Genomic DNA, 12,489 nt, shown 5'->3' with positions numbered 1-12,489 from the left:
CCGACGCCGGCCAGCGCGCACCCGACCTGCCGCCCCCCGGCCTCCTGCCGCCCGAGCCCGGCCCGCTGCTGACGGCCGCGCCGGGTGACCGGGGTCCGCTGGAACCCTGGCCGGACACGGTCAACTGGCAGCCGATCTCCACCGACCTGATCTGGGTGGAGCTGATCCGACTGGCGATCGTGGTCGCCATCGGGCTGGCGGTGACGGCGGTCGGCTGGGCGTTCAGCGGCCACTGGCTGCTCGGGCTCGCCGTCGCCGTCGTGCTGGTGCTCGGCGCGTGGCGGGCCGTCGCGATCGTCCGCGCGGTCCGGGCCTGGGGGTACGCCGAGCGGGAGAACGACCTGCTGGTCCGGCACGGGCTGCTGGTCCGCCGGCTCTCCATCGTGCCGTACTCGCGGATGCAATTCGTCGACGTGAGCGCCGGGCCGTTGGAGCGCGCCTTCGACCTGGCCACCGTCCAGTTGCACACCGCGGCGGCGGCGAGCGACGCCCGGGTGCCCGGCCTGCGTCCGGCGGAGGCGTCCCGGCTGCGCGATCGACTCACCGCGCTCGGCGAGGACCGGGCGGAGGGGCTGTGAGCACCCGGGTGGGCAGCCGCCGACCGGACCGGGGGCCGGCCCGATGACCGACGGCCCCGCCGAGCCGAGCACCGTGACGCCGGGGGTGCCCACGCCGTGGCCGGCACCGCCGGGCGCTGGCGACGGCGAGCCCAGGCAGCGACTGCATCCGCTCAGCCCGGTGTTGCACGGCGCCAAGTCCCTGGTCGTGGTGATCGCCGGGTTGTCCTGGTCGACGCTGTCCCGGGTGGGCTTCGGCTGGTTCGCCGCCATGGTGGCGATGCTGGCCCTCGGCGCGACCGTGCTGTCGGTGATCAGCTGGTACAACACCGGCTATCACGTGGTGGGCCGCGAGCTACGCGTGTACGAGGGGCTGCTCTGGCGGCGTACCCGGGCCATCCCGCTGGAGCGGTTGCAGGCCGTGGAGGTGGTTCGGCCGCTGCTCGCCCAACTGACCGGCCTGGCCGAGCTGCGTCTGGAGGTGGTCGGCGGGGGCAAGACCGAGGCGCCACTGGCGTACCTCGGGGTGGGTGACGCGGTCCTGCTCCGCGAACGTCTGTTGGCGCTGGCCGGGCGGGTGGCGCAGCTGCCCGCGCCGGGCGACGCGGCGGCCCCGGTCGCCCCGGGCACGACGGCGCCGCCGGCCGTGCCGGGCCGGCCACTGCACGCGGTACGCAACCAGAACCTGCTGGTCAGCCAACTGCTCACCCCGCAGGCGTTCCTGCTCCCGTTCGGTGTGGCCTTCGTCGTGGTGCAGTTCCTCACCGCCGGGTCGTGGTCGTTCGTCGCGGTGGCGAGCACGCTGACCGCGATGGCGGGTGTGCTGCTGCAACCGATCCGCCGGGTGCTCGACGACTGGAACTTCCGGCTGGCCCGCGACGCGGGCACGCTGCGGGTGCACAACGGTCTCGTGGAGACGCGGGCGCAGACCGTGCCGTTGGAACGGGTACAGACCGTACGGGCCACCTGGCCGTTGTTGTGGCGGGTGAACGGCTGGCTGCGGCTACGCCTGGAGGTGGCCGGTTTCTCCGTCGCGGAGGCCGACGACCGCAACCGGCCGGACCGGCTGCTGCCCGTCGGCGACCTGCCGACAGCGACGATGATCGTCGCTGAGGTGCTGCCCGGGGTACGCCTCGACGCGCTCACGCTGAGCCCGCCGCCGCCTCGGACCCGTTGGCTGCACCCACTGGGCCGTACCGCGCTCGGCGCGGGGTTGTTCGAGCGGGTGTTCGCCACCCGGTCGGGGTTGCTCACCCGGCAGTTGGTGATCGTGCCGTACGCCCGCATCCAGAGCGTGCGGGTGGTGCAGGGGCCGATCCAGCGCCGTCTCGGGTTGGCCTCCGTGCACGCCGACACCGCCGGCGGCTCCGGCGCCACCGCCCAGGACCGCGACCTGGCCGAGGCCTGGGCCCTGGCCGCTGACCTGACCACAAGAGCCCACCAGGCCCGCACCCAACCCTGACGCTCTCCCTCCCCCGCCCCTCCCTCCCTCCCCCGCCCCTCCCTCCCCCGCTCCCTCCCTCCCCCACCCCGCTCCGTTGGGTTGATCATGAAGTTATTGCCCTCCCGCACGGCGTGTCGGGGCAACAACTTCATGATCACCGGGTGGGGGTGGGCGCCGGACGGGCGGCAGGGTGGGGGGCGTTAGTGGTCGGCGGGGATTGGGGCGTGGTTGGGGGTGGTGTCCGGGGCGCGGGGGGTCGGGGGGTCGGCGCTGGCAGCAGGGTCGGCAGGGTTGGCGGGGGCGGCGGGCTGCTCCGCGGGGCCGTTCGACTCGGGCTTCGGGTGGCGGGCACGCCACGCCGCCCAGCCACGCTCCGCCAGGCCGACCACCAGGAAGGTCAGCCCCACGTACGCCCAGCCGACCAGCACGTCGATCACGTAGTGCTCACCCGAGTAGACCAGGGTGAAGGTCATCGCCAGCGGGTACGCGAGCAGCAGCGGCCACCAGCGACGGCGGGTGGCGGTCAGGAAGAACAACACCACGAACAATGCCCACGCGGTGTGCAGCGACGGCATCGCGGCAACCGGGTTGGAGGCGATCTGGCCGGCGTTGAGGACGTTGCCGGCGCCGTGCATGCCGAACGCCTTCCAGCCCCGCGTCGAGATCCGGGCGACCTCGGTGAGCAGACCGTTCTGCGCCGCCCACCAGGGCGGGGCGGCCGGGTAGACGAAGTAGGTGACCAGGCCGGCCGCGCAGAGGAAACCCCAGCGCCGCATGTACGCGGCCCAGCGGCGACGGTCGCGCAGCCAGAGCACCGCGGCGGCGGCCAGCGCCACCACGAAGTGCGAGAAGTACACCCAGCTCGCCGCGACATCCCACCAGTGCACCTGCGGGTGGTAGAGGTGCTGCTGCAACCAGACGGTGGGCACCTCCCCGCCGGTGGCCCAGCCGAACATGAACCGGTCGGCGACGATCAACTCCATGGCGTGCGGGGTGGCCCCGTTGTCGGCGAACCCGCGCGAGAGGTTGTAGACGACGAACAGCAGCACCACCGGCACCCAGTCCCGGGCGAAACGCAGGTGACTGCGCCACGGCCGCTCGCTGTTCCAGGCGATGGTCGCGGCCCAGATCCAGACAAAGGCGTACGCCGGGTCGGTGGGCAATCCGATGGCCAGCCACGCGCCGACGAACGCGACCGCCCAGATGGTCATGGCGACGACGCGCCGACGACCCCCGTCCGGGGACGCGGGCGGGTCGGTCCGGGCGGGGGGCTGGGGGTCAGTCACGACGGCCATCGTCGTCAAGGTTAACGACGGGGACGGATCGACCGACGGGGACCACCCGGTGGTCGCTGGGGGTGGGTGCGCCCGGATCGCCGGGCGCGTGCTCGGCGAGCCCGGTGAGCACCTAGGCTGACGACCATGCAGGAGCAGCCCGAGCCGGCCTTCGCGCCGGGTCTGACCGCCCAGATCGAGTTGACCGTCACCGACGCGGACACCGCGCAGGCGGTCGGTTCCGGGGACGTACCGGTGCTGGGCACTCCCCGGGTGCTGGCGCTGGCCGAGGCCGCCACCGTCGCGGCGACGGCGACCGGGATGCCGCCGGGTTCGACGACCGTGGGCACCCGGGTCGAGCTGGAGCACCTGGCGCCGACCGTGGTCGGCCGGACGGTCCGGGCGCAGGCGCTGTTGGCGGCCGTCGACGGTCGCCGGCTGTCGTTCGAGGTCACGGTCAGCGACGGCGACCAGACGGTGGCCCGGGGCCGGGTGGACCGGATCATGGTCGACCGGAAACGCTTCGTCGAGCGCGCTGGGCGGGCGTCGTGAACGCCGGTTTCGTCGAGGTCGCCGATCGGGTGCACGTGCTGGTCGAGCCGCTGCTGCGGGTCAATGTCACCCTGGTCGTCGGTGACGACGAGGCGCTTCTGGTGGACACGCTCTCGTCGGCCGCCCAGGCCACCGCGCTCGCCGCGGCCGTGCGGGCGGTCACCGACCGTCCGTTGACGCTGGTCAACACCCACCACCACTACGACCACTGCTTTGGCAACGCCGTCCTGGCCGGCGACCCACCCCGCCCGGTGTACGCGCACGAACTGGCCGCCACCGCCCTGCGCGAGGAGCCGGAGCGGCTGCGCCGGGAGGCGTACGAGGAGTTGCGCACCGAGCACCCGGCGCTCGCCGCCGAGCTGGCCGACACCCCACTGCTCGCCCCCACGCACACCGTGCACGTCGAGACGGCTCTCGACCTGGGCGGCCGGCGGGTGCTGCTGCGGCACCCGGGGCGCGGGCACACCGAGGCCGACCTGGTGGTGCACGTGCCGGACGCCGACGTGGTGGTCGCCGGGGACCTGGTGGAGCAGAGCGGCCCGCCCGCCTTCGAGGACTCGTACCCGCTGCAGTGGCCGGACGCGGTCGCGGACCTGCTCCGGCTGACCACCGCGCGCACGGTGGTGATCCCGGGCCACGGTGACCCGGTGGACGTCGACTTCGTCCGCGCCCAGCACGCGGAGCTGGCGAAGTTGGCCTGGCTGATCCGGGCCGCGCACACCGGCAGCGCGCCCGCGGAGCGGGTGGCCGCCGAGGCTCCCTTCGGTGCCCGCCCCGCCCTGGTCGCCGCGCACCGCGGCTACCTCGAACTGACCGGCGCTGCCTGACCCGGGCCACGCCTGGGTACGCCGCCACGGCCGGTAGGCGCCGGCGCCACCCGTCCTCCCTCGTCGCCCCCCCGCGCGCCCCCCTGCCCTCCCCCCGCGCGCCCCCTCTGCCGCGATCTTGCACTTTGTGTGGGCATGAAGATGAGCAAAGCGGACTAAAGGACGACCGAAACTGCAAGATCGGCGCGGGGGTCGGGGGTGCGGGGTGGGGTTAGTCCCTGTCGCTCCGCTGCGCGAAGCGGCCCTAACCGGGAGGAAGTAGGTCTACTTCCGAGTTAGGTGTTGTAGCGGTTTTGGACGGCGGCGCGGGTGGGCATGGCGGTGGCGCCGCCTGGGGACTCGCAGACCAGGCCGGCCACCCGCAGTGCGAAGGCGACCCGCTCGGCCCAGCCCTGCGGGTCCTCCGGCTCGCCGTCGGCGAGCAGGTCGGCGATCAGCGCGGCCATCACCGAGTCACCGGCGCCGGTGGCGTCGATCGCGTTGACCTTGGGGGCCGGCACCCGGACCGGGTCGGCGTCGGCGGCGGCCAGCACCGCACCGGCCGCGCCGAGCGTCACCACCACCGTGGCTGCCCCCAGCTCGCGGAGGTACGCCGCCACCCCCTCGACCGGCTCGCCGGGATAGAGCAGCACGGCGTCGGCGGCGCTCAGCTTGACCAGGTGCGCTCCGGCGGCGAACTCGGCCACCACCGCCCGCAACTCCTCCAGCGCGGCCGGTCCGTTCAGCAGCCGGGGACGCACGTTCGGGTCGAAGACCCGCAGACCGGTGGCGAGTGACCAGGCACGTCGGGCGGCGGCCAGCGTGCCGGGTCGCAGCAGCACGATCGAGCCGCAGTAGAGCACGTCGGCGCCCTCCAACAGCGCGAGATCCAGATCGTCGGGGCCGAGCAGTCCGTACGACGCCGGCTCGCCGTAGAACCGGAAGTCCGGCTCCGGCCCGGCGTACGTGACCACCGCAAGCGTGGTCGGCGCCGGAACCGTGATCGCACCGGCCACCCCGACGTCGGCCGCGGTGAGGAAGGCGCGGATCCGGCCGCCCAGCGCGTCGTCACCGAGCGAGCCGACGAACTGTGCCGCACCGCCGAGTCGGGCCACCCCGACGGCGACATTGAGCGGTCCGCCGCCGATGGCCTGCCGATAGACCCGCTCCCCGTCGAGTTCGCTGTCGAGCAGGTCGACGAGCGCCTCGCCGAGCACCACCGCGTATCCCATGCCGATCCTCTCGTCGTCGCCACCGGCCGCCGCTCGCCGAACCGATCGCCGTGGCACCAGGCTGGCACAGCGCGGGGCCCGGTGGGCGCCGAAGGCGACGCAACGCCGCGCTACCCCGGCTGGTGGATGGGCCCGTCCAGCGCAGCGAGGGGACGGCCGGTGCCGCCCCACCGGGCCGCGACGATCTGCGCGGCCACACTCACCGCGGTCTCCTCCGGGGTACGACCACCGAGATCCAACCCGATCGGGGACGCGAGCCGGGCGAGCTGCGCCGGGCTGAGCCCCGCCTCGCTCAGCAGCTTGTGCCGCTCGTCGTGGGTACGCCGTGAGCCCATCGCGCCGACGTACGCCAGCGGGTGGCGAAGGGCCAACTCCAGCAACGGCACGTCGAACTTCGGGTCGTGGGTCAGCACGCACACCACCGCCCGTTCGTCGAGCCGACCGGCCGCCAACTCCGTACGCAGGTAGCGGTCCGGCCACTGCACCACCACCTCGTCCGCCTCGGGAAAGCGTCGCGCGGTGGCGAAGACCGGCCGGGCGTCGCAGACGGTGACCCGGTAGCCGAGGAACGCGCCGATCCGGGCCACCGCGGCGGCGAAGTCGATCGCCCCGAAGACGATCATCCGGGGCGGGGTGGCGTACACGGTCACGAAGAGGCTGATGCCGCCGCCTCGGCGTTGCCCGTGGTACCCGTACCGGAGCATCCCGCTGTGCCCGGCGGCGAGCAGACCGAGGGCGTCGGCGCTGGCGGCGTCGTCGAGCCGGTCGTCGCCGAGCGAGCCGATCGACCCCTGGCCGGTCAGCACCAGCCGTCGGCCCAGCCGCCGGGCCGGGTCGGTCGGCGGATCGGCACGGGCCTCGGTGAGTGGGCCGTCGGCGTGGGCGGCCACGCAGGTGACGATCGCCGCCGGGTGGCCGTCGCGGCGGGCGGCGGCGACCGCGTCCAGCTCCGGGACGGCGCTGGGGTCGACCCGTTCCACGAACACGTCGAGGATGCCGCCGCAGGTCAGCCCCACGGCGTACGCGTCGTCGTCGCTGATCCCGTAGCGGCACAGCTCGGCTTGGCCGGTGTCGAGTACGCGGCGGGCTCGCTCGTACAGATCGGCCTCGACACAGCCGCCGGAGACGCTGCCGATGACGGTGCCGTCGGTCGCGACCGCCATGGCGGCGCCGGGCGGTTGCGGGGCGGAGTGCCAGGTGGCCACGACGGTGGCCAGCGCGACCGGCTCACCGTCGCGGCACCGGCGGTGCACCTCGTCGAACACGTCCGGCACCGGCGGCAGCCTCTCCGTTCCCTCTCCCCGTACGCAGGATATGGCGTGCGACGCCGGCCGGTGGCTCTTCTCATTCATCGAGGAACGGCTATTGCGTTGCGGCCACATGACGTGGTGGGATGACGCGTACCGGGCGGTGCGAGGGCTGCGGCGCCGCCGGTTGCCGGGTTGGTTAGACGCGAGGGCACCGGTCCAGGACAGGACCGTCGACGGCGCACGTCCACTGGCTGTTCCGCCGGGGCACGTCGCTGTGATCGTCGCACCGCTCACGACAGCGGGGCGATCAGGCCACATCCGACCCGATTGCGGCGGGGCGCCTCAGGCAGCGCGCCTCGCGAGTCAGGAGAACCCGTGAATCGTTCCCGTACGGCCGCGTTGCTCACCGCGGCCGTGACCCTCGCGCTGGGCGCCGTCGCCCTGGCGTCCAATCCGCAGCCGGCCGCCGCGCACGGCGCGGCGATGACGCCGGGCAGCCGCACCTACCTGTGCTGGCAGGACGGCCGCAGCCAGACCGGTGAGATCAGGCCGAACAACCCCGCGTGCTCTGCCGCGGTAGCGCAGAGCGGGGCGAACTCGCTCTACAACTGGTTCAGCGTGCTGCGCTCCGACGCTGGCGGCCGGACCACCGGCTTCATCCCGGACGGGCAACTGTGCAGCGGCGGCAACACCGGTTTCCGCGGCTATGATCTGCCGCGCACCGACTGGCCGCTGACCCACCTGACCGCCGGGGCGCGGTTGGACTTCAAGTACAGCAACTGGGCGCACCACCCGGGCACGTTCTACTTCTACGTGACGAAGAACAGCTGGAGCCCGACCCGGGCGCTGGCCTGGAGTGACCTGGAGGAGCCGTTCCTGACGGTGACCAACCCGCCGCAGCGCGGGGCGGTCGGCACCAACGATGGGCACTACTACTTCAGCGGCAACCTGCCGTCGGGTAAGAGTGGCCGGCACATCATCTACTCCCGCTGGGTCCGCTCGGACTCGCAGGAGAACTTCTTCGGCTGCTCCGACGTGACCTTCGACGGCGGCAACGGCCAGGTCACCGGCGTGGGTCCGGGTGGCACGCCGACCACCCCGCCGCCGACCACCCCGCCGCCCACCACCCCGCCGCCGACCACCCCGCCGCCGGCCGGCGGTGACTGCATGGCCGCCTACAAGGTGAGCAGCACCTGGCAGGGCGGCTTCCAGGGCGAGGTCACGATCATGAATCACGGCAGTACGCCGTTCGCCGGTTGGACCGCGAGCTGGACTTGGCCCAACGGACAGTCGATCAGTCAGATCTGGGGTGCCACACAGACGTCGTCCGGCTCGTCGGTGACGGCGACGAACGTCGCCTACAACGGCACGGTCGCACCGGGAGGCACCACCACGTTCGGCTTCCTAGCGAGCTCCACAGGAACCAACGGACTCCCCACGGTCACCTGCGCCCGCCGCTAACCACCACCTGAAACGATCAAGAGGTTTGCGTCACCGGAACCGCTCCGGATGACGCAAACCTCTTGATCAACAGGGTGGGGCGTGGGTCAGCGGACCATGGATCCGACGACCGGCTTCGTGAGCAGCGCCGACTGATTGCGCTGGATGCCCGGGTCGAGGGTCTTGGCCACGAAGATGGCGTGCCAGATGCAGAAGATCAGCACCGTCCACACCTTGCGGGAGTGGTCGGCCTCCTCCCGCTTGTGCTCGTCGAGCAGCCGCAACGCGTACGACAGGTCGAGCAGGTCGCCCGCACCCGAGGTGCTGAGCACGTGCCGGGCCCACTCGTACATCTCGCCGCGCAGCCAGACCCGGGTGGGGGTCGGGAAGCCCAGCTTCTTGCGGTTGACGATGGCCGGCGGCACGACCCCCTGCAACGCCTGACGCATGGCGTACTTGGTGGCGTCGGAGCGCGGCGGCAGCTTCAGGTCGACCGGGATCTTCGCCGCGACGTCGAAGACCTCGCGGTCGAGGAACGGCACCCGCACCTCCAGCGAGTGCGACATCGAGATGCGGTCGGCCTTGACCAGGATGTCGCCGCGCAGCCAGGTGTAGAGGTCGACGTACTGCATCTTGGTGACGTCGTCCAGCTCTGTGCACTCGGCGTAGATCGGGGCGGTGACGTCGGTGTAGCGCACCGAGGGGTCGTAGCGGCGCATCAGCTGCTGCTTCTCCTCCTCGGTGAACATCCGGGCGTTGCCGTAGTAACGCTCCTCGATCGGGGTGGTGCCCCGTTCCAGGAAGCTCTTGCCCTTGACGCCCTGCGGGATCGCCTTGGAGACCGCGCGCAGCCCCTTCTGCACACCGCCGGGCAGACCGTTGACGGTGCCCAACGACAGCGGCTCCCGGTAGATCGTGTAGCCGCCGAAGAACTCGTCCGCGCCCTCACCGGAGAGCACCACCGTGACGTGCTCGGCGGCCTTCTTGGCCACGAAGTACAGCGGCACCAGCGCCGGGTCGGCCACCGGGTCATCCAGGTGCCAGACGATCTTCGGTAGCGCGTCGATCATGTCCTGCGGACCGATCTTGGTGGGGATGGTGGTGACGTCGAGGTGCCGGGCCGACTCCTGGGCGACGTCGATCTCCGAGTACCCCGGCACGTCGTAGCCGACGGTGAAGGTCAGGATGTTCGGGTTGAACTCCCGCGCCAGCGCGACCACCGCCGTGGAGTCGATGCCACTGGACAGGAACGAGCCCACCGGCACGTCGGAGCGCATGTGCATGCGCACGCTCTCCCGCAGCGTCTCGCGGATCTCGTGGTAGAGCTTCTGCTCGTCGTCGACCGGCGCCGGCCGGAACACCGGCCGGTACCACCGGCGGACGTCGATCCGGCCGCCCGGGGTCCAGTTCAGGTACTCCCCGGAGCCGATCCGGCTGATGCCCTTGTGCAGGGTGCCGGGCTCGGGGACGTACTGCAGGGTCAGGTAATGGCTGAGGTTGGCCGTGTCGACGCCCGCGTCGCCCTGGTAGTTGCTGTGCGCGAACGGCAGCAGTGCCTTCTTCTCCGAGGCCAGGTAGAGGCCGTCGGCGGTCTCCAGGTAGTGCATCGGCTTGATGCCGAAGTAGTCGCGGGCACCGAACGCCCGACGCTCCTGCCGATCCCAGATGACGAAGGCGAACATGCCCCGCAGCCGGGTGAGCACCTGCTCGCCCCAGAAGTGGTAGCCCGCGACGATCACCTCACCGTCGCCCGCGGTGGCGAACTGGGCACCGAAGTTCCTGATCAACTCCTCGCGCAGCTCGATGTAGTTGTAGATCTCGCCGTTGAACGTGAGCAGGTAACGGCCGTTCGCGTAGGGCAGTGGCTCGTGGCTCGACGCGACGTCGATGATGGCCAGCCGCTTGTGGGCGAACACGCCGTCCGCGTACCGGCCGGAGGCGTCGCCGACCACCTCGACCCCGGTCTCGTCGGGGCCGCGGTGGTGCAGGCATTCCAACGCTCCGGCGATGTGGTCGCGATGCGCGGCGGCGTTGCCGTTCGCGCTGAAGAAGGCCAGAAGTCCGCACATGGTGGCCATCTTTCCACGCGCCCTGTCGGCCCTTGCAGCCGTCCGTCGATCCACCCGACTCCGGGGGGCGGCGCCGCCGATCGGGCGCGCGGTACCGTCGGGACCAGCAACGAAGCGGAGGGAGCGGCGCAATGACCGAGGGACGCACCGACGGTACGCCGACGGACGGTACGGAATCGCACGATCCGGACTTCCCGGAGGCGTTCCTGTCCTTCATGCGGCAGGGCTGGCGCGACACCGCGCTTCCCGTGACGCCCCGCCCGGAGACGCCCAACTACGCCAAGCGGCGGGCGGCCCTCTCGGCGGCGTTCCCCGGCGAGACGCTGGTGATTCCCACCGGCACCGACAAGGTCCGGGCCAACGACACCGACTACCCGTTCCGGCCGGGCAGTGACTTCGCCTACCTGACCGGCGACCACGACGCCGACAGCGTGCTGGTGCTGCGCCCGAACGGCTCGGGGCACGACGCGACGCTGTACATGCGGCCCCGGTCCTCCCGGGAGACCGACGAGTTCTTCCGCAGCCGCAACGGGGAGCTGTGGGTGGGCCGGCGGCACACCCTCGGCGAGAAGTCGACCGAGCTGGGCCTGCCCACCGCCGACCTGACCGGCCTGGAGGCGACGCTCGCCGACCTGGCTCCGGGGCGTACCCGGGTGTTGCGCGGTTTCGACGCCCGGGTGGACGCGGCCGTCCGCCCCTACGACGGACCCCGCGCCGAGGGGCAGCCGGCCCGGGACCGGGAGCTGGCCATCGCCATCTCGGAGATGAAGCTGGTCAAGGACGAGTGGGAGATCGGCCAACTCCAGGACGCGATCGACGCCACCGTGCGCGGCTTCGAGGACGTGGCCCGGATCCTGCCGGCCGACCGGGCGGTCTCCGAGCGGCTGCTGGAGGGTGTCTTCGCGCTGCGGGCCCGCCACGACGGCAACGACGTCGGGTACGGCTCGATTGTCGGTGCCGGCGAGCACGCCACGATCCTGCACTGGGTGCACAACCACGGCGCCACCCGACCGGGTGACCTGCTGCTGATGGACATGGGTGTCGAAGGCCGCAACCTCTACACCGCCGACGTGACCCGGGTCCTGCCGGTTACCGGCCGGTTCACCGCGCTACAGCGCCAGGTCTACGACATCGTGTACGCCTCACAGCAGGCTGGCATCGAGGCCATCCGCCCCGGGGTGAAGTTCAAGGACGTCCACCTGACCTGCATGCGGGTGCTCGCCGAGGGTCTGGCCGAGCTGGGTCTGCTGCCGGTCAGCGTGGACGAGGCGATGGACGAGGAGTCGACGGTCTACCGGCGGTGGACGCTGCACGGCTTCGGCCACATGCTCGGCATCGACGTGCACGACTGCTCGAACGCCCGCAAGGAGACGTACCGCGAAGGCGCGCTGGGCGAGGGCTACGTGCTCACCGTCGAGCCGGGCCTGTACTTCCAGCCGGAAGATGAGCTGGTCCCCGCCGAGCTGCGCGGTGTCGGCATTCGGATCGAGGACGACGTGCTGGTCACCGCGACCGGTGCGGTGAACATGTCGGCCGGGCTGCCGCGCACCTCCGACGAGGTGGAGACCTGGCTGGCCGAGCAGCGCGAGGCCGGTCCCCGGCTCCCTGGCTGACCAGCGAGACGCCGGCGCGCGCCCCGCGGCCGAGCCGGTCCCGCCAGCCTGTCCCGCCAGTCCCGCCAGCTCCGCCAGCCTGTCCCGCCTGTCCCGCCAGCCTGTCCCGCCAGTCCCGCCAGCTCCGCCAGCCTGTCCCGACCACTCGACGACCACCGGAACGCCGGCCTCCGCCCGACCAGCGGAGGTCGGCGTTCGTTGTGTAGCGGGACTGGCGGCGATGATCGACTCGGCTTTCGTGAAGTCGGCCTA

The 12,489-nt window shown here is 72.2% G+C and carries 10 protein-coding genes; 6 read left to right on the top strand and 4 right to left on the bottom strand.

The features are described from left to right. Positions 1 to 26: 26 nt before the first annotated feature. Together ACIBF8_RS25090 and ACIBF8_RS25085 are read left to right on the top strand one after the other, a co-directional pair. Positions 27 to 578, top strand: coding sequence for a PH domain-containing protein (locus ACIBF8_RS25090; RefSeq protein ID WP_396786232.1), 552 nt, complete (start codon positions 27 to 29; stop codon positions 576 to 578). Between the two features lie 43 nt (positions 579 to 621). After that, positions 622 to 2,019, top strand: a complete 1,398-nt coding sequence (locus ACIBF8_RS25085) for a PH domain-containing protein (RefSeq protein ID WP_396786061.1) — start codon at positions 622 to 624, stop codon at positions 2,017 to 2,019. A gap of 182 nt (positions 2,020 to 2,201) precedes the next feature. Here the strand turns inward: ACIBF8_RS25085 and ACIBF8_RS25080 are convergent, their stop codons facing one another. Further along, on the bottom strand, positions 2,202 to 3,296 hold the full coding sequence (locus ACIBF8_RS25080) for a phosphatase PAP2 family protein (RefSeq protein ID WP_396786060.1): 1,095 nt from the start codon (positions 3,294 to 3,296) through the stop codon (positions 2,202 to 2,204). 126 nt (positions 3,297 to 3,422) lie between these two features. Between ACIBF8_RS25080 and ACIBF8_RS25075 the strand changes: the two genes are divergently transcribed. After that, positions 3,423 to 3,827: a thioesterase family protein gene (locus ACIBF8_RS25075; RefSeq protein ID WP_396786058.1), complete on the top strand. Its 405-nt coding sequence runs from the start codon at positions 3,423 to 3,425 to the stop codon at positions 3,825 to 3,827. Then, positions 3,824 to 4,654 (top strand): MBL fold metallo-hydrolase, encoded by an 831-nt coding sequence (locus ACIBF8_RS25070; protein ID WP_396786057.1) that lies wholly within the window; start codon positions 3,824 to 3,826, stop codon positions 4,652 to 4,654. The genes ACIBF8_RS25075 and ACIBF8_RS25070 overlap by 4 nt, the downstream gene beginning before the upstream one ends. 275 nt (positions 4,655 to 4,929) lie before the next feature. On the opposite strand, the gene ACIBF8_RS25065 is transcribed toward ACIBF8_RS25070, so the two are convergent. Together ACIBF8_RS25065 and ACIBF8_RS25060 are read right to left on the bottom strand one after the other, a co-directional pair. After that, positions 4,930 to 5,865, bottom strand: coding sequence for a carbohydrate kinase (locus tag ACIBF8_RS25065; protein ID WP_396786056.1), 936 nt, complete (start codon positions 5,863 to 5,865; stop codon positions 4,930 to 4,932). A 110-nt stretch (positions 5,866 to 5,975) separates the two neighbouring features. Beyond that, complete coding sequence (locus ACIBF8_RS25060; protein WP_396786054.1) at positions 5,976 to 7,139, bottom strand: XdhC family protein; 1,164 nt, start codon at positions 7,137 to 7,139, stop codon at positions 5,976 to 5,978. A gap of 351 nt (positions 7,140 to 7,490) precedes the next feature. On the opposite strand from ACIBF8_RS25060, the gene ACIBF8_RS25055 reads away from it, so the two are divergent. After that, the gene (locus ACIBF8_RS25055; RefSeq protein ID WP_396786052.1) at positions 7,491 to 8,576 is read left to right on the top strand and encodes a lytic polysaccharide monooxygenase; all 1,086 of its coding nucleotides are present in this window, start codon (positions 7,491 to 7,493) and stop codon (positions 8,574 to 8,576) included. An 86-nt stretch (positions 8,577 to 8,662) separates the two neighbouring features. Here ACIBF8_RS25055 and asnB read toward each other — a convergent pair whose 3' ends face one another. Further along, complete coding sequence (gene asnB, locus ACIBF8_RS25050; RefSeq protein ID WP_347664621.1) at positions 8,663 to 10,624, bottom strand: asparagine synthase (glutamine-hydrolyzing); 1,962 nt, start codon at positions 10,622 to 10,624, stop codon at positions 8,663 to 8,665. Positions 10,625 to 10,755: 131 nt separating this feature from the next. Between asnB and ACIBF8_RS25045 the strand changes: the two genes are divergently transcribed. Further along, on the top strand, positions 10,756 to 12,237 hold the full coding sequence (locus ACIBF8_RS25045; protein WP_396786051.1) for an aminopeptidase P family protein: 1,482 nt from the start codon (positions 10,756 to 10,758) through the stop codon (positions 12,235 to 12,237). The last annotated feature ends 252 nt before the right edge of the window (positions 12,238 to 12,489 follow it).

It is taken from the genome of Micromonospora sp. NPDC050276, assembly GCF_044459545.1.
GTDB lineage: Bacteria > Actinomycetota > Actinomycetes > Mycobacteriales > Micromonosporaceae > Micromonospora.
The sequence above is the reverse complement of the archived record's forward strand: the minus strand, read 5'-3'. Positions and strand labels throughout refer to the sequence as shown.

Bases quoted from the DNA above. Each gene is read 5' to 3' on its own strand.
- ACIBF8_RS25085 (WP_396786061.1), top strand. From the start codon at position 622: ATGACCGACGGCCCCGCCGAGCCGAGCACCGTGACGCCGGGGGTGCCC.
- ACIBF8_RS25080 (WP_396786060.1), bottom strand. From the start codon at position 3,296: ATGGCCGTCGTGACTGACCCCCAGCCCCCCGCCCGGACCGACCCGCCC.
- ACIBF8_RS25075 (WP_396786058.1), top strand. From the start codon at position 3,423: ATGCAGGAGCAGCCCGAGCCGGCCTTCGCGCCGGGTCTGACCGCCCAG.
- ACIBF8_RS25065 (WP_396786056.1), bottom strand. From the start codon at position 5,865: ATGGGATACGCGGTGGTGCTCGGCGAGGCGCTCGTCGACCTGCTCGAC.
- asnB (WP_347664621.1), bottom strand. From the start codon at position 10,624: ATGTGCGGACTTCTGGCCTTCTTCAGCGCGAACGGCAACGCCGCCGCG.
- ACIBF8_RS25045 (WP_396786051.1), top strand. From the start codon at position 10,756: ATGACCGAGGGACGCACCGACGGTACGCCGACGGACGGTACGGAATCG.